Genomic DNA, 25,048 nt, shown 5'->3' with positions numbered 1-25,048 from the left:
ATTAAAATACAATAGCAGTTCTTAAGCTAATTAATTTATATAAAAAAAATACTGAGATCCTCGATGCGCTCCAGACAAAGTTCAGTAAAACGCCCCGACGCCATGAATTTAAAACAAAGCGTTCAAACTCTTTGGCCTTATATCACTAAATTTAAAGGCCGTGTGCTGATTGCCATATTAGCGCTAGTCGGTGCTAAAGGCGCGACATTACTCATGCCATGGGCTTTAAAAGAAATAATTGATTCGGTTGATAAATCAATTAACCCACTACTGCTCGTTCCTACTTTATTACTCGTTATGTACGGCGCATTGCGCTTTGCTAGCGTATTTTTGGGTGAAGTACGCGATGCGGTATTTTCGCGAGTCACCGAGCATGCCATGCGAGATATTGGACTTAAAGTGTTTAAACATTTGCACTCATTAGATTTAGCTTTTCATTTAGATAGGCAAACTGGCGGCATAAGTCGAGATATAGAGCGCGGCACCAGTGGCTTAAGCTTTTTAATGCGTTTTTTAATGTTTAATATTGTGCCCACGTTGTTTGAAATAATGACTGTGGCGATTATTTTTGGCAGCTTGTTTTCTATTTGGTTTGCGCTGATCACCCTATTGGCTGTGGCTATTTATATTTTTTTTACCGTGACGGTTACCCAATGGCGAAACCGCTTTATTCGTGAGTCCAATGCTGCCGACAACCAAAGTAACACCCGTGCCATCGACAGTTTATTAAATTACGAAACCGTAAAATACTTTAATAATGAACAGCATGAAGCCCAAACTTACGACACATTTTTAGCAACCTGGGAACAAGCTCGATTAAAAAACAGACTCTCGTTACTGGCGCTTAATTCAGGGCAAGCGCTGATCATTGCGTGTGCCATAACCGCATTAATGTGGCTTGGCGCTAATGAAGTGGTTACCGGCGAGTTAACGATTGGTGAGCTGGTAATGATCAATGCGTATATGATCCAATTATTTTTACCGCTTAACTTCTTGGGATTTGTATACCGTGAAATACGCCGTGCCCTTACTGACCTTGAAAACATGCTTGGGTTATTAAATACCTCCCCCAAAGTAGCAGATAGCGAAACCGCGCAACCATTAGCACTCAAAAATGGGGCAATTAGCTTTGAAAACGTCAGCTTTAGCTACGATAGTAAACGTCCTATTCTTAAGAACGTCAGTTTTCATGTAAACCCTGGTGCTAAGGTAGCGGTTGTAGGTGCTAGTGGCGCAGGTAAAAGCTCGTTAGCCCGCTTGTTATACCGTTTTTATGAACTTTCATCGGGCGCTATAAGAATTGATAATCAAGCCATAAACACAGTTACCCTCGCAAGTTTGCGTAAAGCTATTGCCATAGTGCCGCAAGATACTGTGTTATTTAATACCAGCATACGCGAAAATATTCACTACGGCAGACCCAGCGCCAGTGAAGATGAAGTAAACAAAGCTATAAACATGGCGCACCTAACAGACTTTATTAATAGCCTAGATAAAGGCGATAAAACCTTGGTAGGCGAACGCGGACTAAAAGTCTCTGGTGGCGAAAAACAACGTATTGCTATTGCTCGCGCTATTTTAAAACAATCGCCAATTTTAATTTTTGACGAAGCCACTTCGGCGCTCGACTCACAATCTGAGCAAGCCATATTAAATGCTATGCGAGAAGTTGCCTCTAATCATACCAGTATTGTTATTGCGCACCGCTTATCAACAATTACCGATGCCGATACAATTATCGTACTCAAAGCGGGAGAAGTAGTAGAACAAGGTAAACATGATGAATTACTCATGCAAAATGGTGAATATGCTCATATGTGGACCTTGCAACAAAAGCAGTCAAAGGCGCAATAAACTAAGCCTCTCGGGTACGATTGAAGTATCTGAGTGCTTTTTTGCTATTTTGCTAGTATTTCATTCATCTTATCGACCGGTACGGTTATTCACCTCAAAAGGTTTGTTTGCAGTGAAGTTATCAATACAATCAAGTAGCTATTTTTATAACAAAAATATAACGAATTAAATAACGTGAATTCATAGGGGAAAATAATGAAAAAGAGTTTAATTGCAGCGGCGCTCGCTGCCACATTTATTACTGGCTGTTCTGAGCCACAAACAACAAAAACTGAGCAAGTAGCAGCAGTTGCAGAAAAGCCACAAGCAACAGAGCAAGCCGAATTAGGCACGTTTGGGGTTGATTTAACTGCGCGTAACGAAGCTGTAAAACCAGGCGACGATTTCTTCATGTACGCCAGTGGTTCATGGTACGACAACTATCAAATGCCAGCAGATAAAACCCGTTACGGTGCATTCTCTGCGCTAGCTGAGCGCAGTGAAGATCGCGTTAAAGAAATTATTGAAGAAATTGCAGCGCGTGAAAACTTAAACGCCGAAGAGCAACTGGTCGCTGACTTTTATAACTCGTACATGGATACCGAGACGCTTAATAAACTTGGTATCACGCCAATTAAGCCGTTGCTTAACGACATCAATTCGGTTGCCTCTACTGATGATTTGGCAAAAGTATTTGGCCAATCTTGGCTTACGGGTGTGCGTGCTCCAATTGGTGGCGGTATGTGGTTTAACCGTTTAGATCCCAATAAATACGAAATGTCATTAGGTGCAGGTGGCTTAGGCTTACCTGATCGTTCTTACTACCTTGAAGATGCAGAACGTTTTGTAAAAACCCGTGAAGCGTATGTTGCACACATTGCCGATATGCTTAAATTTGCAGGGGTTGATAATACCACAGAGCGTGCACAAGCGATTTTAGCGCTTGAAACCAAAATTGCAGAAGGTCATTGGCCGCGTGAAAAACGCCGTAATCGCGATTTAACCCTAAACCAAGTAAAACGCGATGAGTTAAGTGCGCAATACCCAGGATTTAACTGGGATTTATACTTTGCACAAACAGGTTATAAAGTACCACAATTAAATGTATCGCAGCCTGAACCTGTTAAAGCCATGATTGACTTAATCAATAACGAAGATTTAAGCGTATGGAAAGACTACCTTACATATCATGCGATTAATGGTAACTCACGACTATTATCTGAAGAAATATTTAACACTAGCTTTGCCTTTTATGGAAAAGAGTTAAATGGTCAACAAGAGCCACGTCCACGCTGGAAACGCGCTATCAGCCAAATGTCTGGCACTAGCTCATTGGGCTTTGCAATTGGTAAAATTTACGTAGATCGTTATTTCCCTGAGTCATCTAAGCAACAAATGTCTGAGCTTGTTGAAAACTTACGCACAGCACTTGGTGAGCGTATTGATAACTTAGATTGGATGGGCGCAGAAACAAAAGTAAATGCGCGTGCAAAATTAGCGGCGTTTGTGCCAAAAATTGGTTACCCAGATGAATGGCAATCTTATGAAGGCTTAAGCATTAGCAAAAATGACTTAATGGCTAATGTAAAAAATATGCGTGAGTTTTTCCAAGCTGAAAGTGTAGAAAAAGAGCTGAAAAAGACCGACCGAAATCGTTGGGGCATGACACCACAACGTGTTAATGCTTACTACAATAGTTCGTTTAACGAAATTGTATTCCCTGCCGCTATACTACAACCGCCGTTTTTCGATCCAAATGCAGATCCAGCAGTAAACTACGGTGGCATTGGCGCTGTAATTGGCCATGAGATGGGCCATGGCTTTGATGATCAAGGCTCAAAATCTGACGCTAACGGCATTCAACGTAACTGGTGGACTGATGAAGATCGTGCTGCTTTTGATGCTAAAGCTGACAAACTGGCGGCTCAGTACAGCAAATATGAGCCAATTCCAGGTAACTTTGTAAATGGCCGCAACAGTTTAGGTGAAAATATTGGTGATGTGGGTGGTTTAGCCATGGCTTATCATGCTTACAAACTAAGCTTAAATGGTAAAGAGGCACCGGTAATTGACGGTGTAACCGGCGATCAACGTTTCTTCTTAGCATGGGCACAAGTATGGAAAGAAAAACGTACTGAGCAAAGTATGTTAAACCAATTACGTGGTGGTACACACGCACCAGGTCGCTTTAGAGCACAAGCGCCTCGTAACCATGATGCTTGGTATAAAGCATTTGATGTAAAACCAGGCGATGAGTTATACCTACCAGAAGAAGAACGCGTTCGTATTTGGTAATACCTGACAAACGTTCATCATTTGTAACGAATAAACAGCCCGCTTATGCGGGTTGTTTTATTTTTGACTACTAACAATACTTACTAGCCCTACCCCGCATTTACCTTTAGAATATGGACTTGCAAATTTTTTCAATTATTTATACATATTAAGGCGAAACGCAGATGGGAAGAGCTTACCAAAACAAAAAAGATTCAATGGCTAAAACTGCGGGTGCTAAAACTAAAGTTTATTCTAAATACGGTAAAGAAATTTATATTTGTGCAAAAAACGGCGGTGTTGATCCAGACGGCAACCTAGCACTACGTCGTTTAATTGAACGCGCTAAAAAAGACCAAGTACCGGCTCACGTAATTGAACGTGCTATTGATAAAGCCAAAGGTGGCGGCGGTGAAGACTATGCAGCCACGCGTTACGAAGGCTACGGGCCAGGTAACTGTATGATTATTGTTGATTGTTTAACCGACAACAACAAACGTACTTTTGCTGATGTACGTGTATGTTTTACCAAAGCAAACGCTAAAATTGGCGCACAAAATTCGGTATCACACTTATTTGATCACCTTGCTATTTTTGTATTTGACGGTGACGACGATGAAACCGTACTTGAAGCACTGATGATGGCAGATGTTGATGTAACCGATGTAGAAGTAGAAGATGGCAAAGTGACCGTATTTGCACCGCACACTGAATACAACAATACCCGCACAGCACTTGAAGAAATGGGTGTTACAGAATTTGACGAAGACTTAATTGCTTTTGTACCTCAAGTTGAAGCTCCTATTGAAGGCGAAGACGTTGAAGTTATGGAGCGCTTTTTAGCCATGCTTGAAGATTGTGATGACGTACAAAACGTGTACCATAACGCTCAATTTTAATCGTTAAGCGAACAACCTGAACTTCGAATAATAAATCTGTTTCAAGCAGAGTTCAGATCAAATAATGTTTAAAGGTCAACTTAGTTGGCCTTTTTGTTTTATGTAAAATGGATTAATTAATTTTGAATACCCTTTCACAACTTCGCAACGGCCAATTGCTTGGTGCAACACATCTACAATTGGTTGAAACGCTAAGCGACTTTCCTGAAGAAATTTTTACACTTGCTGATACCCTCGAAGTCTTGGATTTATCAAATAACAATTTATCTGATTTACCCGATGAATTTGCTTGCTTAACAAAATTAAAACGACTGTTTTTGTCGTTTAATCAGTTTAACCATATACCTAAAATACTCGCTAAGTGCCCCGCTCTTATTATGGTTGCCTTTAAAGGTAACCAAATAACTGAGTTTGCAGATAACAGCCTGCCTAAAGCGATTGAATGGCTTATTCTTACAGATAATAAAATAGCCAAACTGCCTGCAACATTTGGCCAATACACTGCGCTTAAAAAGCTGGCTTTGGCAGGTAACCAACTCAGTGCTCTACCAACAAGCATGGCAAACTGCCATAACTTAGAACTAATTAGACTCTCTGCAAATCAATTAACTCATGTTGATGATTGGCTATTTGAACTTCCTAAGCTTACTTGGCTTGCATTTGCAGGTAATTGCTTTAATAAATCACAGTGCCTTACCCAATCAAATTTAACCAATAAACCACTGAGTGACTACTCGCTCAGTAAAGTAATAGGCCAAGGCGCATCAGGAATTATTCATCTTGCTTATTCAACAAATAAAGAGCCGGTTGCTGTTAAGTTATTTAAAGGGAGTATTACAAGCGATGGTTATCCGCTGGATGAAGTTAATTGCTGCTTGCAAGCGCTTGAGCATCCAAACTTAATTAAAGTACTGGCTTACATTGAACAACAGCAACAGCTTGGTTTAGTGATGGAGTTAATTGATTCAAGCTTTACGAATCTAGGCTTACCTCCCAGCCTTGATACCTGTACTCGTGATACATTTGAAAGTGATTGCCATTACTCTACCGATACAATTTATAGCATTGCAAAGCAAATGGTTTGTACTGTGGCACACTTACACCAACACAATATAAGCCATGGTGACATTTATGCGCACAATACTATGGTAAACCCGCAAGCAAGGGTTCTGTTTGGTGATTTTGGCGCAGCTACTGATCTTACTATGCTGAGTGATTATCAACGTCAACAAATGCAATTAATAGAAGTGCGCGCTTTAGGGTGTTTAATTGAGGACTTACTTACCACCTGCCACGAGCAAAGTGCTGAAGTAATGCACTTACAACATATTTCGCAGCAATGCATGAGCGAAAATGTTGCACAGCGGCCAACGCTTAGAGTATTAGCTGACTTTTTATGATTGCTGCGGCCATGAATCTTATGGCCGCAATCTAAAACTACAGACTATTTTTGTTTTTTAAACGGGTAAATTTGTTGCTTTAGCATACCTACAGGCATGTAGTCCCCGACAACACCATATTCTTTAGGCCACTCTGCTTGCCCCTTTACCGCAGTACCAAATAAGTAATCTAAAAACGAGAAATGGGCTGCATAATTTCGATCAATGGCAGCTTTATCGGATGCGTGATGCCAATGGTGAAACTGCGGAGTAACCATAAAATATTTCAACCACCCAAATTTTACATTCACGTTAGCATGATTAAATACGGCTTGAAAACCAACAATAATTACATATAAGCTGATTATTTGCTGTGAAAACCCCAGCACAAATATAGGGGTTAACACTAAACTACGGGTGATCAGTATTTCTAAAATATGCTGACGAGAGCCTGCGAGCCAATCCATTTCTTTGGCACTGTGATGCACACCATGAAATCGCCACATAAATGGCACTTCGTGATACGCACGATGCGTCCAATACTGCATTAAATCAGCCACCAAAATAATTAAAAATAGCTGAAGTATAAACGGCATTTGCGCTATGTAAGCTTGCAGTGTGCTCGAAACCGCCCAACCAAACCCATAATGAACAAAATGATTAGTAACCAGTAATACAAAGCCCACTATTAAGTGATTAACAAAGAAATGGTTTAAATCCCCGCGCCATTCACTACGAAGTATTTTTTGCTCTTTTCGATGCGGAAGTAGTTTTTCAATTAAAATAAAAATTAAGGTAGAGCCTAGTAAGTCTAATATAAACCAATCTAAGCCAATATAAGGAGTGTTATCTGCAAAGTCATTCACTTCAACATTCGGGCCACCAAAGCTAATGGCCAGTATAATAAAAAACCACGCAGTGGCACCCAAACGCTTATTCGTATTTCGTACAAAATTAAGTAACCCTAAGCTACCGGAAATAATAAGAGCAACAAACATGAGCTGACGTAAAAAGTCAACGCTATAGCTTTTGCGTAATTCTGGAGTTGTTAAATATTCCGGAAAGTGGAATGCAAGCACTCCTAAGCAACTTAATATTGCCAAAAAGCAAGCAATATAACCGCTGATATTACCCTCACCGATTTGCAGATGGCTAGTACGAAATATTTTTTTAGTGACGTGTTTTAGCATTATTTCCCTTAATATAATATGCAGTCCCTATTCTAGTGCGCATATTCTAGCAAACTTTGGGCTAACTAAAACACAAAAAAAGCCACGCAGTGCGTGGCTTGGCTAGATAAAGTAAAATTTAACTACACGGAAAAATTATAAATAAGCACCCAGCGCTTTAACTTGATCTAACATGCGGTTTGAGAAACCCCATTCGTTGTCGTACCACGCCATTACTTTAACCAATTTACCATCAGCACGCGTTTGCGTTGCATCAAAAATTGATGATGCTGGGTTATGGTTAAAGTCGATAGAAACAAGCGGTAGCTCGTTGTACTCTAAAATACCTTTCATAGAGCCAAACGCAGCGTCTTTAACCACTTGGTTAATTTCTTCAATGCTTGTATCGCGCTTAGCAATAAAGGTTAAGTCAACCAATGACACATTGATGGTTGGTACACGTACCGCCATGCCATCTAATTTACCGGCAAGTTCAGGCAGTACTAAACCAACTGCTTTCGCTGCGCCCGTTTTAGTTGGGATCATAGATTGAGTTGCACTACGCGCACGGTATAAATCTGGGTGGTATACATCAGATAAATTTTGGTCGTTAGTGTATGCATGAATGGTGGTCATGCTACCTTGTTCAATTCCTACTGTATCGTTAATTGCTTTAGCAACAGGCGCTAAACAATTGGTTGTACATGAAGCATTAGAAATAATGTTGCTATCGGCATTAATTACATCGCTATTTACACCGTGCACTACGGTAGCATCCATATCTGTACCAGGAGCCGATACCACTACTTTTTTCGCGCCCGCTTCAATATGCTTATTAGCTGCTTCGCGAGAAGTAAATAACCCCGTACATTCAAGTACGATATCAACGTTTAGTTCTTTCCACGGTAAATTAGCAGGGTCACGCTCTTGCGTTAGGGTGATCACATCATCGCCAATTAGCATAGTGTTATCTTTAAGTGTTACTTGCTGTGAAAAACGACCATGTACTGAGTCAAACTGAGTCAGATGGGCATTTACATTGGCTGGGGCTAAATCGTTAATAGCTACAATTTTAATTTCATTATTTTGCGCTGACTCATACAGTGCACGCAATACATTACGACCGATACGGCCGTAGCCATTAATTGCTACATTAATCATTTTTGACTCCTATTAACTTCACATGCTTGGCGAGCAAGCGTTTCAATAGCTTGCCAGTCTTTATTTTCAATAAGTTGTTTGTCTAACATCCACGTACCACCTACACAAATAACATTGTTAAGTGCTAAGTAATTAGGCGCAGTAGCTAAACTAATGCCACCGGTTGGACAAAAAGTAATATCAGGTAATGGGCCGCCAATCGACTTTATCATCGCAGTTCCGCCTGCGGCTTCTGCAGGAAAAAACTTTAAAAATTTAAAGCCGTGCGCTGCTAAGTTCATCACTTCGCTTGGGGTTGCTGCACCGGGTAAAAAAGGAATACTTGACTCTTTTGCCAATGCTAATAGTTCATCGCTTACGCCTGGGCTCACCATAAAGTCAGCGCCCGCTTCTACTGACGCGTTAAAGCTTGCTTTATCAACCACAGTGCCAGTACCTACATAGGCCTCTGGTACTTCAGCTTTCATTAACTTTACAGCTTGTGCAGCAATTGGTGTACGTAGTGTAATTTCAAGTGCTTTTAAGCCACCGTTGTACAACGCTCTTGCAAGTGGTGCGGCATCTTCTAGTTTTTCGATTACCACCACTGGCACAACGGGTGCCGATGCTAAGATTTTTTCAATACTCATTACTTGTTCCTCATTACCCAATATGGCTAATTATTATTCAAGTCCAAAAGCACTTGCACCTAAATCGGCACTGCTTACGATATTTCTAAATCCAGTAAATAATTCACGACCTGTACCAAATGTTTGGCTTGCTTGGCTAATTTGTAGCTCACGCTGTGCAAGATCTTCGTCGCTTACATGCAGTTTTAAAATACCATTTGGCGCATCTAAAGTAACAATATCGCCTTCATGGATTTTAGCTATAATGCCGCCTTCAACTGCTTCAGGTGCTAAGTGGATTGCCGCAGGAACTTTGCCTGATGCACCCGACATACGTCCGTCAGTAACAATAGCCACTTTGTAGCCCTGATCTTGTAATGTTGCCATTACCGGCGTGAGCTTATGAAGCTCTGGCATGCCTTTAGCTTTAGGGCCTTGCTCTTTAAGAACAGCAATAAAATCTTGGTTAAGCTCACCACGGCTATATGCGTCTTGTAACTCACCTTGTGAGCTAAATACTTTTGCTGGCGCCGACACCACTTGATGCGACTCTGCAACAGCTGATACTTTAATAACCGCCTTACCTAAGTTACCAGTTAGTAACTGTAAACCACCTTGCTTGCTAAATGGATTGCTTACAGGACGAAGTACTTCTTCATCATGTGAGTTTTCAGGACACGCAACCCATTTAACTTTACTAGGGCCATTGGCATCACTCATAATCAAGTTATCGTCTTTATCAAGCAGTGGCTCACACATGTAAGGTGCAAGACCTTCGCCAAAAATAGTAGTCACATCTGTATGTAGGTAGCCAGCACTGGCTAATTCACGCATTAAGAAGCCCATACCACCGGCTGCTTGGAAATGGTTCACATCTGCTGAGCCATTAGGGTAAATACGCGTCAGTAACGGTACAACCGCTGATAAATCAGACATGTCTTTCCAAGTAACCTGAATACCAGCCGCTTTTGCAATCGCCACAATGTGGATTGCATGATTGGTTGAGCCACCAGTTGATAGCAAACCAACGAGGCCATTAATAATGGTTTTTTCGCTGATTACATCTGCTAAACACGGACCATCTTTGTTTTCTGTAAGCTGCTTGAGCATGGTCTCAACTGCATTACCCGTTAAGCCATCACGCAATTCTGTGTATGGATTAATAAACGAGCTACCTGGTAAGTGTAAGCCCATAATTTCCATTAACATTTGGTTTGAATTTGCAGTGCCATAAAACGTACACGTACCAGCACTGTGATAAGAAGCACTTTCCGCCTCTAATAACTCATCGCGAGATACTAAACCTTGGGCAAACTTCTGACGCACGCGTGCTTTGTCTTTGTTTGGAATACCTGACTGCATTGGTCCTGCTGGTAAAAAATACACAGGTAAGTGACCAAATGATAAAGCACCAATTAATAAGCCAGGGACAATTTTGTCACACACACCTAAACAAAACACACCGTCAAATACATCATGCGATAACGAAACCGCAGTAGACATAGCAATAACGTCACGAGAGAAAAGCGATAGTTCCATGCCGTCACGACCTTGGGTCACACCATCACACATCGCAGGAACACCGCCAGCAACTTGCGCGGTCGCGTCAAATTTAGTGGCAATGCTTTTAATTAAATCTGGGTATTCTTTGTAAGGCACATGCGCAGATAACATGTCGTTGTATGAATTAATAATTGCAAGGTTTGGCACCTCATCTGCTTTTAAACGCGCTTTGTCATCGCTGCTGCACGCAGCCATAACATGGGCAATATTGCCACAGCCTAAACCAGCACGAACTCTTGTTTGTTTTTTTGCGTGCGAAATACGATCTAAATAGGCTTGACGGGTTTGTTTACTGCGCTCAATAACGCGTTCTGTGACTTCTTGAATTCGAGGGTGCAACATAATTTTACTCATCTCTATTCGTTAGAGGATAAAGGCTCAGTAACAATTATAGACTCCACGAAAATAACTGTACTGAGCATCTTTGACTTACCCGTTCAAAGGTACGCTACCAGGGAGCCTCTCACAACAACCCTGACACCGGTGTCAGGGTATTAACGCATGACAATGACACCGGTGTCAACCCTGAGTAATAAAAATAGTCATTTTTTTTAACATGTGCAATAAATAAACGTGAATTTTTAGTGAAATATTAGCGGCAAATAATGAAGGTTAAAAATGCAGATAAAAAAAGCCCGAGTAAGCGTCACTCATACTCGGGCTACTGTGAAAAAGCGGTTTTATTTTACGGCTGCGGTTGACTCTCGCGTGATTAATTTTGCTTCTAAAATCACCTTATAAGGCGACTCTTGCGGCTCAATAATATGGGTAATTAACTGGGTAACAGCTTGTTTAGTCATTTCTTCTACGGGTTGCGCTATAGTCGTTAGCCCGGGCCAAATATGACGCGCTATGGGGGCGTTATCAAAGCCAGCAATAGAAATATCATCTGGTACACGCAAGTTACGCTGTGTGGCTAATTTAAGCACGGCGGCTGCCATGTAATCATTCGATGCAAATACAGCAGTAGGTCGTGGCGATAAATCTAAAATACTACGCGCACTGTCTACCCCTGAGTGATAACTAAAGTTACCCTCTTCAACTAAGCGTTCATTAAATTCAATACCATGGCTTGCTAAGGCGCGCCTGTAGCCTTTAAAACGCTGCTGTGTAGCACTGTGATCTGGGTGACCTTTAATAAACGCGATAGACGTATGCCCTAGGTTTATTAAATGTTCGGTAATTTCAAATGCGCCCTGCTCGTCATTACTGGTAACAGAAATAGAGTCATCTTCTAAAATAGCAGAAGCCACTCGAGCATAAGGAATCTTTTTCGACTTTAAAAAGTCAACCAGTTCTGAAAAGTCACAAAATGGTGGCGTAAGTACTAAACCATCAAGGCGTGATGACTGTAATAGCTGCTCTATATTATTAATAAGTGCATCACCTCTGAGCTCACAAGGGTGAATCAGCAAGTTATAGTTGTTTTCTTGGCAAGCAGCTAATGCGCCTGTTTGCACTCGAGTAATATAACTTTTACTTGGGTTATCGTATAAACAACCAATAATAAAACTACGGTTTTGTGCAAGCCCTCGAGCAATGGGATTAGGTGTGTAATCAAGCTCTTTAAATACCGCTAATACTTTCTCGCGGGTGGCGGCGCTCACATTTGGTTCGTTATTCAGTACGCGCGATACCGTTTTTTTAGATACACCGGCATAACTAGCAACGCTATTTATAGTGACTTTTTTCATCTATTTATTTCCAAATGTATGCAACGTAATTAAACCTGTTGACTCGTATGCAAACACGCGGCAGCACCAATTAAAGGAATGTTGTCTTGTGTTACTAATGTGACCGGAATTTGACCTGTATATTGCGACATTATGCCCTTTTGTGAAAAGCGCTCAATGAAGCGGCTTTCCAGTAAACGAGCCTGCATTCTTGGTAATATGCCACCGCCAATATAAAGGCCACCAAGAGCACCATAAGCAAGCGCTAAGTCGCCTGCTACACTGCCAATCCAATCACAAAACTGATTAAGCGTTGCCTCACATACTTCACATTCACCGCTGTTGGCTAAGCTACTAATTTGTGCAGCGTCTAAATTCTTTGCGGCGACCCCTTTAACTGCAGCCATTGCTTTGTACAAATGAGCAATGCCTGGTCCAGAAAACACAGTTTCTACCGATACATGTGGGTGGTCTTTCTTAAGTGCTTGAATAAGCTGAGCGTCAAGTTCATTTACCGCCGCTAGAGAAATATGACCACCTTCTGAACTCATTACCGCACACGAATGTGCAGTTCTTACTAAACACGCTGCACCAAAGCCTGTACCTGGGCCCATTACACCAATATTTGCTGTGTCGTCTGCTTGGCCAGGTTTAACGGTTACGTTTTGAGAAGGATCTAAATACGGAGCGGCGTAAGCGAATGCAGCAAAGTCGTTTATTACGCTTAATTGTTCTAAGTCAAAATGGTGTTTGAAATCATTAACGCTAAAGTGCCAACCTAAGTTAGTTAAGTGAACTTGGCCTGCGTTAATTGGGCCTGCCACTGCTAGGCACGCACGTTTAGGATTTATATGAGACACTGTTGATAAGTAATACTCGGTAGCACTTTCGAGCGATCCATAATTAGCACTTGGAAACGTATGATTATGCTCAATGGTAAATTGATTACTTGATTCATCAAACCACGTGATCAACGCAAAGCGAGCATTTGTGCCACCAATATCGGCAACCAGAATTGGATCAAAGTGTGTGCTAGAGTGTAAACCCATAGTGTTATCTCTTTTGTTTAAGTAATGAGTACTTATTATTTTAATGGGGTATCATTGATACTTATTTACTTTGAGCTATCACCTCAAAGCAGCTATCACTGTAAAAAAGGCTACCTTTAATAATAAAGGTAGCTAATACGTTTTGACAACAAAATGATAAAACGTCCTTATTGTGACACCGGTGTCATGAGAAAATCAATAAAAAAATGCCTTTATTGACAAATAAGCTTGAAAAAAATCACTAATAAACGAGAATAGCCCCTTATTGTCCTCTTAAATAAGTAATCGTGATGAAAGGTAAAGCCACCTCATTTGATATAGCCCACTATGCTGGGGTGTCTCAATCTACAGTTTCTCGTGCTTTACGAAATAGTCCCTTGGTAAATGATGAAACCCGAAGGCGGGTTCATGACATTGCCAAAAAGCTTAATTACAAAGTTGATAAAAACGCCAGTAACCTGCGCACTCAACAAAGTAGCACCCTAGCGTTATTGTTGTTTGAAGATCCGACCTCAGATGAATCGCAAATCAATCCGTTTTTTTTAGCCATGCTGGGCAGTATTACTCGCGCTTGCGCTAAAGAGGGATATGATTTACTCGTGTCATTTCAATCTGCCAGTGCTGATTGGCAGGCTGATTACGAAGACAGTCACCGTGCAGATGGCATCATTTTATTAGGTTATGGCGACTATATAGATTTTCAGCCTAAATTTAACACCTTACTTGAACAAAACACCAAATTTGTTTGCTGGGGAGCAAGTGTTGATAACCGCCCTGATTTAACCATAAGTTGCGATAATTATGGCGGCGGTAAACTCGCCACTGAGCATTTATTGGCACATAGCCGAAAAGACTGCGCGTTTATAGGCGATGCCTCTGATCATAGCCCCGAATTTTTTGCCCGCTTTAATGGCTTTAAAGACGCGTTACAACAAAATGGCATTACACTTAATGAGCGTAAAATTGCCAATGCTATCTCTACCGAAGAATCAGGCTATCATGCCACTCGTTCATTAATTGCTAATAACATTACCTTTAATGCACTTTTTGCTGCCAGCGACCTTATAGCAATAGGCGCAATACGGGCATTAAAAGAAGCCAATATTAACGTACCAAAAGATGTAGCCGTGATAGGCTTTGATAATATATCTATTGCCAGTTACATTAATCCGCCGCTGACAACCATAGAGCAAAATACCACTATTGCTGGGCAAATGTTGGTTGAAAACCTATTAAAGCTCATTAGGGGTGAGCAAGTGCAAAGCACCCTACTACCACCGCGTTTAATTGCACGTGGCTCAAGCTAATTTATTCAGTAAAACCACTTTTAAGAAGCAACAAAATTAAAGACAACAGCGCTCTTTTACCTTAAATTAATTCAGGCTTTATTGCATTTTTACGGTCATTTGTCCTTTTTGCTTTCAATACTATAGCTGGTGCTTTCGTAACATTAACAGGCTATTCACACCTCGCTATCACATTAGTTTATTTAATCTGAAAGCAGCTGTTTTTAATGTAATTTTTCACTCGTCAATGCATGCTTTTATCACTACAATCCTGTTTTTATTTTATTGTTAAAACTTCAAGCGATCATCTCATGCTATTAACCATCGTTTATATTATAGGTATTACAGCAGAAGCCATGACCGGTGCTCTTAGCGCTGGGCGCAGAAACATGGATTGGTTTGGTGTTATGTTAGTAGCCAGTGCAACAGCCATTGGTGGTGGTAGCGTACGAGATATTTTATTAGGTAACTACCCACTTACTTGGGTAAAACACCCAGAATATTTACTGATCACTTGCCTAGCCGGTATTGTTACCACTTGGTTGGCCAAATGGGTGGTTAAATTTAAAGGCATATTTATGCGTCTAGATGCCTTAGGGCTTGCAGCGTTTAGTATTATTGGCTGCCAAGTTGGACTTAATATGGGTTTGCACTATGGAATTTGTGTGGTCGCAGCTATAGTAACAGGTGTATTTGGTGGACTGTTGCGTGATTTAATTTGTCGCCAAGCACCATTAGTACTTCATCATGAACTTTACGCAAGCGTAGCGCTTATAGTCGCGTGTTTATACTTAGCGCTACACCACTACAACATTGATGACAATATCAGCGTGGTTGCAAGTTTAGTAGTAGGCTATTTAATTCGTATGGCGTCGGTACGCTTTAAATGGCGCTTACCAACATTTAATTTATTAGAGCCCGCTAATTTAAATAATGAGCAATAATAGCAGCGGTTAATGCCCACCTGCCCTAGCACTTTTAAATAGCCCGAATACTTTTCGGGCTAACAAACTAACCACAAAAAGAACTCCCAAAGCAAAACACAGTATGCTCAAGGGCATAAACACGCTTTCATGTAGAACACCATTATTATCAATATACTGATACACACTGTTTTCTATCAGCATAAAACCCGTGCCAAGCAATAAAAAGCAAACACTCAGTGTGGCTGTTTTGTTTGTAAAAAAGCGCATAATCTATCCATAACTATTTTATTAAATTGTCGGGATAGCAGTTTGAATGAACGAATATTAATCTACAGTGACTGAGCAACATTGATTTTTAAAATAAAAGTCACGCTCATTAAACTAAGCTTTTAGACATATAATAAAATCTGTCGTCTTCTTTATCTATGCTGAAACCTGAACGTGTGTAAAGCTTGTGCGCAGGGCTTATTTTAAAAACGCGAAGCCTAAGTTGCATAGCACCTTGGAGCACAGCTAAACGAGCACCCTCATCAATTACTGCAGCACCAATACCCATATTTTGAAACGCAGCATCTACTTGTAAGTCACGTATATAGCACCCCTCATCATCGAAAGCCAAGCGCATTGCACCCACTACATCGCCATTTAACAAAACATCCCAATTTTCAAGGTCTGAAATTTGCTCACATATTTTAAGTTGCTGCCAATCAACACCATAATGCTCATAATATCCACGCATATTGGTGTAGGTTAACAGTGCCGATGCCATTAAATCAGCTGTGGGTTGATAACACATATTCATTATTGTCATTCCTTTGTTTAGCGACCTTTACAAGACTTGTTGTGTTTGCTGGTTTTTAAAATATTTATTTACTAATAATGACTGCAACAAGCTAGTACTACTGGATGTAGCCCAGTACAAAGCAATTGCAGAAGGAAAATTAACGAGAGTAACCACACAAATAATTGCGGGAATTAGGAACAATAAGGTGCTGGTTTGTTCTGCGCTACCTGGCATCATCATTATAGATAAATATGTAATAGCCCCCACTAATAACGAAAGCGCAATATCAGGCTTTGCAATACTGGCAATCCAAGCAAACTTACTATTAAATACAATTTGTTGCAGAGCCTGAAAAGTTCCAAGGCCAAATACACCTTGGCTTGCCATATTAATCACACTTTTTTTATCGATAAACTTAATATTGTGCTTTTTATACAACGCCATAGTTAATTTTGCGATTTCACTGGGGTGCTCTTTATAGTTGCTCTTTATGCTATCTAGCTCAGGTTTTAGTGCGGCAATTGCTTTTTTATTTCTAACCATATTAGCCATAGCAACAAGGTTAATCGGCATTAAAACTAATCGTCCAATAACGGTAAACAAAATAATTGCAGCCGCTTGGCTTACGCCCACATCTTGAGTAAAAAAGGTGATTGATTGCACAATAAAATCAGTAAATAAATTCCAAATTTCCATTTTAGTTTTCCTTTTAATATTATGTATTAAAAGTAACCATCACGACATATTATGTCAATGATTTATTTTAAACTAAAAATGGGTTGCTATTTAACTGTGGTTAGATTCTGATATTTAGTCATATGAAGATTGCAGCGCAACTAAAAATATTTTATTAAATCTAGTGTACTTGTTTTGGTGGTTTATTAATTACATGCTTTAACCAATGTGTTCATAAAGCAAACATTAAAAGCATCGAGTTTATACCGATCATTATCCAAGGCCTCAACTCAAATACAAAAACACTAATAACAAAAGGAATAAGAGGGATAGAGAAACCAATTGTTGTCAGTAATACTCCAGGATAAAAGAAAAAGAATCCCCAGTTTGTCTTTAGATATTACCCTATGGCAGAAGTAAATAAAAGAATAATCCATATAACTATTAGCAAGTTATTTGCAAGCGTCAATCCAGCCGCCCCTATGATTGAAAACATTTCCCAATTAACGAGCAATGTAAAAACGATCAGAAAAGAAATAACTCTTTGTCCATATTTGTATACTAAATCTTGCATATCGACTTACTACCTAAATTAAAAAACACCCAACAACAGCTACTTGAATATATCTTTTATTTACTTTCGAATTTCGCTCAGAGAAGTTTAAAAAAATCGACTCTCGCTGAAATATAGAGAGTATTACTAAGTGAGACTTCCAAAAATTCCACCATATTTTTAATGTATATATTTAAAAGTCATTAAGTTTCATACTTTTATAAAACAATTACTTTATACGAGCTGTTCTTGAATAAATAGCGCGATATTAATAAAAGTGATAGTTAACTAAAATGCGCCTATTGGAAAACATTAAAAGTATTTTATTCATCTATAATCGCGCTTTAAGGGGTGATTTCAGTAATAATTTTAGTTTTAACCGAATTAGCAATAAAACATTGTTGGTGCGATTGATGGTGCATTTTTTCAAGTTTTTCCATTGTTGGTTGCTTATCACCAGAAAATTTCACATGTGGTTTAAGGGTGACTTGAGTCATTGATATTTTACCTTCACTATCTTTTTCCATAATACCTACAGCATTATCAATATATGAATCAATTACATACTTATTTTTTGCAGCTATAGATAAAAAGAATAACATGTGACAACTTGAAAGGGAGGCAACAAAAGCTTCTTCGGGATCCACATTTTCTTCCACAGAGTAAGGCAAAGGAACGATATGGGGAGAAGATGAAGCTTGAATTGTTAAGCCTCCATCAAAAATCCATTCATGCTCTCGGCTATATTTATTATCAATATAACTTTCGCTTCTGTCTCTAACCCAATTGATTTTGGCAAAATACTTCGACATTAGGACTCCGTATTAAATGCTTGGTGTATTAATCACATAAAGATTTTACAGTCAGCGTGTTGTATATTTTTGCTTTTTGAAAAAAAAACATTGAATTAGTTAGCTGGTGGGAACCATACACTTTTAATTTTACCATCACGTACTTCATATATTACAACAACAAGCATATCTTCCCTTCCCTCTCCAAGGCCTTGTATTCTTTCATAATCAATGACGATAGGCCCATTAACTACTCTGTTTTCAATAGTAACTTTGAACCCTTTTGGCACTGTTTTTAAAAATTGAAACGCCTTTACTAACTCTTTTTTGCCTACTGTCTGTGCTATATCTCCTGTGAGGTGCTGCATTTCAATATCGGAGGAATAACAACTAGCAAAAAGCTCAATATCATGTGCGTTATAAGCCTCGACTTGTGCTTGCACGACAGTTTCTGGATCTTTGCTTTGTGTGCAAGAAAATACGTTGGAAGAGTAAAGCGCAGTTAATGCAACAATATAAGTAGCGGTAATTCTCATTAGTGTAACTAATCCCTAGTTTAATTATGATGTAAAACGCCAAAATTATGCTTAAATATCAGTTAGTTAAAATAATAAACGCAGGAGCATTGCACTTTTTAAATAGCTTGTATGGATAATAAACCCATAAATTAATTATTATTTTAACCTAGTTCGGGTAATGTGAGGCCCAAACTTTGGCTGCAACCAAAGCCTTTTATACAGTAGTTCGATTGATTGAAGGCTCCTCTATTGAGAGACCGGTAACAAGTTAGAACGCTGTATAAACTCCAAGCATTAAACTCGGATAGTCAACAGGGCCTCGAGCCCGAATAGCAAGGCAGAGTCAGCTTATTATGAATACAAAAAATAATCAAAATGAAATTAACGTCGGTGTCGATACAGGTAAAAAACAACTCGATATTTATATCAGGCCTTTAGACATTTACTTTACTGTAGAAAACAATCAAAGTGGCATTAAACACGCCATTCAAATCTTAAAAAAACACCCCGTAACGTGCGTCACTATTGAGGCGACTGGACGTCTTGAACAGCCTTTTATTATAGCCTGCGCTGAGGCGAATATTCCCTTCGTTGTTGCTAATCCCGTGAACATAAAACGCTTCGCAGGCGCTATCGGCCAAAAAGCAAAAACGGATAAACTTGATGCACAACTTATTGCTCACTTTGGTGAAGCGATTAAAACGCCTTTATCATCTTTAATGCCAGAGCAAATGCGCTTGATGAGCGATTTACTCTCGAGAAGACGCCAGTTAATGGATATGCAAACGATGGAGAAAAATCGCTCTCAAATAATGCCAAAAACACTATCGTCACTCATAAAACCTATCTTAACTACACTGGAAAACCAAATAGATAAAGTCGATTTAAAACTTCAAAAACTGATTGAACAATGTGACGAATACAAAGCAAAAAATGCCATTATCCAAAGTGTGCCTGGTGTTGGCAATGTGGTCGCGTTTAACTTGCTTAGTGATATGCCTGAGTTAGGTTATGTGAACAACAAAGAGGCAGCTTCTTTAGTGGGTGTAGCCTCATTTAATCGTGAAAATGGCGTGTATCAAGGTAAGCGAATGATACGTGGCGGCCGACCTAAAATAAGAACTGCCATATATATAGCGATGATGTCAGCCATTCAGTACAACTCTAAATTTAAAGACCTTTATCAACGTATGGTCAAAGCAGGAAAGCCTAAAAAAGTAGCCATTATTGCGTGTATACGAAAGCTGGTAGTGATCATAAATTCTATGGTGAAGGATGGTGTCATGTGGGATCCTAAAATGGTTTAAAATTAGGAATTGACACCATAGTCACTTGTTATGTAACTTTACGCCATACCAAGAAGTTCATATATAGGAATACAAATTTCCTCATTTTCTTCTTCTGTCATTTCTAGCCAATCGGTTACTCGGTTGAGAAGTTCATGTTGTTTATGAACAAATTGTATAAGTGCATGCTTGTCAATTTTTACTTGAGCGCTATTGATAAGCTGTGCATTTGCACAACACAGCGCTATTGACTTTAAACCACATAAATTACTAGAAGGATCACAATAAAAGAATAAAGGTAACTTATAAGCTAATATTTTTGAAAAGTGCACTACTTCTGGTATTTCAAATAATTCACGAGGATCTGATTCATACCCGTGAAATGAAACTTCAACGTTACTTTTCTTTTTAAAAGCAAGTTCCCGAGAGACTTGAAACCTCTCAAATTGGCTTGCGACCTCTGATATATCACCTGATTCGACCCATTCTCTTGAAATTAATATATGAAGGTTATCTGTATATTTAGTTATAACGTCATTAATAAGCCAATATTTTTCCAACTCGTCTGTGTGGTCTGTTACATCCGGTAATAAAGCTGTAATTGATTTTTTACTTTCCGCCAAAACTTGTTTCTTGGGAATAGACATTTTCCATGCCGCAGGTGTTCTATCTGTTTTGGCGGCATCAAATAACTCCCAATACACGTGATTTGAATCTGGATCGCACAACATAATAAATACAGGTAATGGGTAATTTAATAAGTAATTTATATGTTTAAGCTCTCCACGGTAAATATATCCCCACCTATTTTCTTCTTTTAGGAAGGATTTACCATATTTTATTTGTACTGCAAAAGTTTGCCCCGTAACTGTACCGTTTGTATCTACTAAATCAATTTGGCCATCTATTCCAAAATCAAACTCTTGAGGGGTTCTTTTAAAGATCCAACCTAAGCTTTCAAATATGATATTTGAAACTCGTTGTACACCTAATTCCCCTTTTTTTGCTTCTACAGAATACTTTGGACCTAACATTTTAACTACCATGAATAAAAAAGATGAATGATGAACGAGGCTAATGAGTTACATAACGCCTTGCTCACCGGTAAATTAGGAGCAAAGCGAGTAATTTATCCGCGTGGAGCAACTTGTTAGATTTCAACTTTCTAATATCTCGCATTCTTCATGCCCCCACATTTTCCAAATATGAGAGTAGTAACAAGCTTGTTTTGTCTTTGCCCTTTTCCATGGTGCTTGCAGACAATGCTGGCTCACTGTGTAGCCATTCTTCTCATTTTTACAATATTCGTAAAGGCGACAAGCCTGTTCTCTTCCTTCTAGCATCTCAGAAATAGACGCAATTGCAGGATACATCAGGTGCGTATGCGAGCTTTCTGAGCCTGCTTGAACCCACACTTGATTATGTTTATTAATAGAAGGTGGAAATCCGACTTCACTAATGATAGAAAAGAATCTATTCCTTGCACTATCGGCAGTGCTTTCGAACAATATAGACGATATGGATTGGCCATTTTTTCTGATGTTACCCCCCGCTCGAACAGCCCTAGAACCCCAACGTTCATTACAAAATGGCTCAACTGTAAAAAGATCATTAAGCTGATCTTGAGCTTCTCTACCAACATGCTCAAAGTACTCGATAGACGTCTGATCCTCATATGAAAATCTCTCCATCACGAACTGATAGTAGTCGTTCGGAACAATGTACCTCACTCTTTCCGAATTCAATTTTTTTGCAGCCTCAACAAATATCTCAGCAGGATTGAGGAACATCAGGGAAGCTTCACAGATTTCCAAAACTGCGGGTGCGCTCACTTCGATATCCGGACATAGATAGTCTACGACTAGTTTAGCTGAATCGTAGGGGAAGCTTTTTATCGGCATCTTCCCATAAATTTCGCATTCAATAATGTGAGCCATGCTTTCCAGTATCGCAATGGATCCAAAATGGAAGGTTTGGCTGCCCCCATACTCAATTTCCGTATAGAAAACTGGGTCTACCACATGCTCAACCTGCTCACGGTGCTCCGCGATCGAGGTAATCATAACGCTATCATTGTGCGTCATGTACTTGCCTGCACCGTCTCCCGCATAGATTGAAAACAGATCAGAATTTGCATTAACCGAATCAGACCGTTGACTCGCTACAACAGGCACAGTCAAAGATCTGGAACTGCGTACTAACTTACTGAAACATTTCAGTTGATCGACGTATCTGCAGATATTTGCCAATCCATAGGTAGTAGTTACATCCTGCAAGAAGTGCACTAACTCATGAACAAGTGTCCTTTCATGAGGAGTATTGAGCAGTTTATTGATTGGCTGATCAGTATCCACGTACAACCAAAAGGCTGCGGGTATGTAGTATCCGTTACATTGATAAACTTTCATTGAAATCTAACAACTTTATAGTGCGCTCATCGCGCATATTTCTGCCAACGATACGCTCATGTATTTTATAAATCATTTTTACCAAATAACTTAACTCATTGCTAGCTATAATTATTTCTTGCTACTAAATATAATAACAAAGAAGAAAGTGCGCTAGGCGCGCATTTTCTTGAATATGGGAGCGAAACAAATACACTGTATAAAGACATAGCTCTTTTTGTTGGTGGAAAGATGAAAACGCGTTCACCATTTTTAAATTACATCGCAGAATCTATGTTGGTGTGTCAGTATTCATTACGTACCGTGGACACCTACCAAGGTGGATTGCATCTTATATTTATTTTCATGATAAGCGCCATGACGTAAGAACAAGTTGAGCTAGTTATAACTAATTAAAATGAGCTATAACTTGGGGGCAATGCAATAAAAACATTATTACAAAAAGGGGCTTACGTATGTTAGCCCCACGAATGAATTTTATTTACAGTGTGTTATTCAGTAACAACAAACCGTAACCAGCGAGTTGCTCGTCATTTAGGTCGTGTTGCCAGTTTGGCGTTAAATCATCGCGTTTGATGCTGCTGACGCTTTGCGGGTTAGCGGTTAAGTTAAGCACAAACATACTTTTACTGCCGTTTAACTCGCGGGTTATTTCGACAAGGCCGTTGTTGTGTTGCGTTAATTCGTAACTGCCTTTAATACCCAGCTCTGGGCGCTGTTTTTTTAGTGCGATTAAGTGCTGATATAAACGCCACAGTGAATCAGATTGTGCTTGTTGCGTTTTTACATTGCGATCAGCAGCATTAATTTGCTGTGCTAAAAATTCAGGCCACCACTGAGTGTAGTTATCACCAAACAGTTCAGCCTGCTCAACCCAACTTGTTTGAGCTTGAGTAAAGCCAGCTTGATTGCTGTTATTCCACTGCATTGGCGCGCGTTTATACACATCGTGACCTGTGCCACCTTGTGTTAGGCCAATTTCTTCACCGTAATAAATATACGGCGTGCCAGGAGAGCTAAATAACATGGCGGCGGCAAGTTTTGCCTTATCGTCGTGTTCAGCAAGTTGATAAGCCACTCGTTCTTGGTCGTGATTAGTTAAAAACGGTGCAAAAAAATCAAGCGGTGCAGTTGAATCAATACGCTGTTGTAAATTTTGTTTGAGCACATTGGCATCAACTTTACTGACTTGTTGATTAGATTGCATGGTGCCAAATTGCGCTTCACCACTGGCATCGGGTTTTAATAAGCCCAATATTTTATAGCCTACTTCAAAATCAAAGCCTTGATCGAGGCCTTTACCTTCGCCAAAGTATTTTGCCGCAACGGGAATGTCAGCCCATGCTTCACCTACTAAGTACGCCTCTGGATCAACGCTTTTTACGTATTGGTTAAAATGCTGCCAATATGCAATGGTTTCGTCGGTATCGGCTTGCGCATCTGCGCCACCTTCCATTGCAAAACGAACTGCGTCTAATCTAAACCCTGCAACGCCTTTATCAAGCCAAAACTTAGCCATTTTTTCCATTTCGGCAACAACATCAGGGTGGCGTAAGTTCAAGTCAGGTTGGCTTGCTCCAAACGCGCCGTAGTAATACTGCTGGCGTGTTTCATTCCAATGCCATACAGCATCGGGTTGGTCGTTATTACTCCAAGCATGTCCCCAACCACTTCCGGCTTTTGGCATATCGTCGCGCCAAATAAAGTAATCTGCATAAGGGGCTTCATTATTTGCTGAACGCTGAAACCATTCATGGTTACTTGATATATGGTTTATAACTAAATCAAGTATGACTTTCATGCCTTTGTCGTCAGCAGCTTTTATAAAGGCTTCAAACTCGGCCATGCTGCCGTAGTCGTTTTCTACTTGATAAAATTCAGTAAAATCATAGCCATGATACGACGGCGCTTCAAACATTGGGGTTAACCACAGCGCATTTACGCCGAGCTCTTGTAGATACGGGAGCTTTTGGGTCATACCATTAAAATCACCATGGCCATCAGCATCGCTGTCGTAAAAACTGCGGGGCCAAATTTGGTAAAAAATGGCATTTTCCCACCACGGGTTTGCTTGTTGTTCAGTGTTTAGTGGCGATGTTTCGGTGTTATTCGTGTAGTTATTTAATGATGGTGCGCTTTGGCAGCCTGTTAGCATGATTGCTAATGCTAATGCGCTCAAGGTAAATGTTTTCATTTCAGCCTCGTTATTATTG

Annotated in this window: 22 protein-coding genes; 8 read left to right on the top strand and 14 right to left on the bottom strand. The window is 39.8% G+C overall.

The window, feature by feature from the left end; all coding sequences use genetic code 11:
• Positions 1 to 63 precede the first annotated feature (63 nt).
• The 4 genes from CWB77_RS01915 (at position 64) to CWB77_RS01900 (ending at position 6,406) form a co-directional block, all read left to right on the top strand.
• On the top strand, positions 64 to 1,854 hold the full coding sequence (locus CWB77_RS01915) for an ABCB family ABC transporter ATP-binding protein/permease (protein ID WP_171043242.1): 1,791 nt from the start codon (positions 64 to 66) through the stop codon (positions 1,852 to 1,854).
• 195 nt (positions 1,855 to 2,049) lie between these two features.
• Positions 2,050 to 4,128 (top strand): M13 family metallopeptidase, encoded by a 2,079-nt coding sequence (locus CWB77_RS01910; RefSeq protein ID WP_138621083.1) that lies wholly within the window; start codon positions 2,050 to 2,052, stop codon positions 4,126 to 4,128.
• Between the two features lie 164 nt (positions 4,129 to 4,292).
• Entirely contained in the window at positions 4,293 to 5,006 is a 714-nt protein-coding gene (locus tag CWB77_RS01905; protein WP_008110544.1) for a YebC/PmpR family DNA-binding transcriptional regulator, read from the top strand.
• A gap of 122 nt (positions 5,007 to 5,128) precedes the next feature.
• The gene (locus tag CWB77_RS01900) at positions 5,129 to 6,406 is read left to right on the top strand and encodes a protein kinase (RefSeq protein ID WP_138621081.1); all 1,278 of its coding nucleotides are present in this window, start codon (positions 5,129 to 5,131) and stop codon (positions 6,404 to 6,406) included.
• A gap of 44 nt (positions 6,407 to 6,450) precedes the next feature.
• Here the strand turns inward: CWB77_RS01900 and CWB77_RS01895 are convergent, their stop codons facing one another.
• From CWB77_RS01895 to glk, 6 genes are all read right to left on the bottom strand, one after another.
• Positions 6,451 to 7,575 (bottom strand): sterol desaturase family protein, encoded by a 1,125-nt coding sequence (locus CWB77_RS01895; RefSeq protein ID WP_010389847.1) that lies wholly within the window; start codon positions 7,573 to 7,575, stop codon positions 6,451 to 6,453.
• 135 nt (positions 7,576 to 7,710) lie between these two features.
• Positions 7,711 to 8,715 carry a type I glyceraldehyde-3-phosphate dehydrogenase gene (gene gap / locus CWB77_RS01890; protein WP_010389845.1) on the bottom strand — a complete coding sequence of 335 codons (1,005 nt, stop codon included), beginning with the start codon at positions 8,713 to 8,715 and terminating at the stop codon, positions 7,711 to 7,713.
• Positions 8,712 to 9,344, bottom strand: coding sequence for a bifunctional 4-hydroxy-2-oxoglutarate aldolase/2-dehydro-3-deoxy-phosphogluconate aldolase (gene eda, locus CWB77_RS01885; protein WP_054200836.1), 633 nt, complete (start codon positions 9,342 to 9,344; stop codon positions 8,712 to 8,714). Before eda ends, gap begins: the two co-directional genes overlap by 4 nt.
• Before the next feature lie 33 nt (positions 9,345 to 9,377).
• Positions 9,378 to 11,228 (bottom strand): phosphogluconate dehydratase, encoded by a 1,851-nt coding sequence (gene edd, locus CWB77_RS01880; protein ID WP_138621168.1) that lies wholly within the window; start codon positions 11,226 to 11,228, stop codon positions 9,378 to 9,380.
• A gap of 338 nt (positions 11,229 to 11,566) precedes the next feature.
• Positions 11,567 to 12,580 (bottom strand): LacI family DNA-binding transcriptional regulator, encoded by a 1,014-nt coding sequence (locus tag CWB77_RS01875; protein WP_010389842.1) that lies wholly within the window; start codon positions 12,578 to 12,580, stop codon positions 11,567 to 11,569.
• Positions 12,581 to 12,609: 29 nt separating this feature from the next.
• On the bottom strand, positions 12,610 to 13,608 hold the full coding sequence (gene glk / locus CWB77_RS01870; RefSeq protein ID WP_138621079.1) for a glucokinase: 999 nt from the start codon (positions 13,606 to 13,608) through the stop codon (positions 12,610 to 12,612).
• Between the two features lie 290 nt (positions 13,609 to 13,898).
• Here glk and CWB77_RS01865 point away from each other — a divergent pair, with 290 nt between their 5' ends.
• Both CWB77_RS01865 and CWB77_RS01860 read left to right on the top strand, forming a co-directional pair.
• A complete protein-coding gene (locus tag CWB77_RS01865; RefSeq protein ID WP_138621077.1) occupies positions 13,899 to 14,915 on the top strand; it encodes a LacI family DNA-binding transcriptional regulator in 1,017 nt (338 codons plus the stop codon).
• 290 nt (positions 14,916 to 15,205) lie between these two features.
• Entirely contained in the window at positions 15,206 to 15,838 is a 633-nt protein-coding gene (locus tag CWB77_RS01860; RefSeq protein ID WP_075169453.1) for a trimeric intracellular cation channel family protein, read from the top strand.
• Between the two features lie 9 nt (positions 15,839 to 15,847).
• On the opposite strand, the gene CWB77_RS01855 is transcribed toward CWB77_RS01860, so the two are convergent.
• From CWB77_RS01855 to CWB77_RS01835, 5 genes are all read right to left on the bottom strand, one after another.
• On the bottom strand, positions 15,848 to 16,087 hold the full coding sequence (locus tag CWB77_RS01855) for a DUF3955 domain-containing protein (RefSeq protein ID WP_138621075.1): 240 nt from the start codon (positions 16,085 to 16,087) through the stop codon (positions 15,848 to 15,850).
• 109 nt (positions 16,088 to 16,196) lie between these two features.
• Positions 16,197 to 16,622, bottom strand: coding sequence for a GNAT family N-acetyltransferase (locus CWB77_RS01850; protein WP_138621073.1), 426 nt, complete (start codon positions 16,620 to 16,622; stop codon positions 16,197 to 16,199).
• A 27-nt stretch (positions 16,623 to 16,649) separates the two neighbouring features.
• Positions 16,650 to 17,300: a membrane protein insertase YidC gene (yidC, locus tag CWB77_RS01845; RefSeq protein WP_138621071.1), complete on the bottom strand. Its 651-nt coding sequence runs from the start codon at positions 17,298 to 17,300 to the stop codon at positions 16,650 to 16,652.
• An 876-nt stretch (positions 17,301 to 18,176) separates the two neighbouring features.
• Entirely contained in the window at positions 18,177 to 18,644 is a 468-nt protein-coding gene (locus CWB77_RS01840) for an OsmC family protein (RefSeq protein WP_138621069.1), read from the bottom strand.
• Positions 18,645 to 18,739: 95 nt separating this feature from the next.
• On the bottom strand, positions 18,740 to 19,159 hold the full coding sequence (locus CWB77_RS01835) for a nuclear transport factor 2 family protein (protein ID WP_248527292.1): 420 nt from the start codon (positions 19,157 to 19,159) through the stop codon (positions 18,740 to 18,742).
• A 335-nt stretch (positions 19,160 to 19,494) separates the two neighbouring features.
• On the opposite strand from CWB77_RS01835, the gene CWB77_RS01830 reads away from it, so the two are divergent.
• Positions 19,495 to 20,448, top strand: coding sequence for an IS110 family RNA-guided transposase (locus CWB77_RS01830; protein ID WP_138621067.1), 954 nt, complete (start codon positions 19,495 to 19,497; stop codon positions 20,446 to 20,448).
• Positions 20,449 to 20,486: 38 nt separating this feature from the next.
• Here the strand turns inward: CWB77_RS01830 and CWB77_RS01825 are convergent, their stop codons facing one another.
• Entirely contained in the window at positions 20,487 to 21,461 is a 975-nt protein-coding gene (locus tag CWB77_RS01825; RefSeq protein ID WP_138621065.1) for a DUF4365 domain-containing protein, read from the bottom strand.
• A 123-nt stretch (positions 21,462 to 21,584) separates the two neighbouring features.
• On the bottom strand, positions 21,585 to 22,781 hold the full coding sequence (locus tag CWB77_RS01820; protein ID WP_138621063.1) for a hypothetical protein: 1,197 nt from the start codon (positions 22,779 to 22,781) through the stop codon (positions 21,585 to 21,587).
• 285 nt (positions 22,782 to 23,066) lie between these two features.
• On the opposite strand from CWB77_RS01820, the gene CWB77_RS18740 reads away from it, so the two are divergent.
• Entirely contained in the window at positions 23,067 to 23,201 is a 135-nt protein-coding gene (locus CWB77_RS18740; protein ID WP_282454081.1) for a hypothetical protein, read from the top strand.
• A gap of 115 nt (positions 23,202 to 23,316) precedes the next feature.
• Here CWB77_RS18740 and CWB77_RS01810 read toward each other — a convergent pair whose 3' ends face one another.
• Positions 23,317 to 25,029 (bottom strand): alpha-amylase family glycosyl hydrolase, encoded by a 1,713-nt coding sequence (locus tag CWB77_RS01810; RefSeq protein ID WP_138621061.1) that lies wholly within the window; start codon positions 25,027 to 25,029, stop codon positions 23,317 to 23,319.
• Between the last annotated feature and the right edge of the window lie 19 nt (positions 25,030 to 25,048).

The sequence above is a fragment of the Pseudoalteromonas sp. S1610 genome, from assembly GCF_005887465.1.
Classification (GTDB): domain Bacteria; phylum Pseudomonadota; class Gammaproteobacteria; order Enterobacterales; family Alteromonadaceae; genus Pseudoalteromonas; species Pseudoalteromonas undina.
This window is presented reverse-complemented; position numbering and strand designations above follow the sequence as displayed.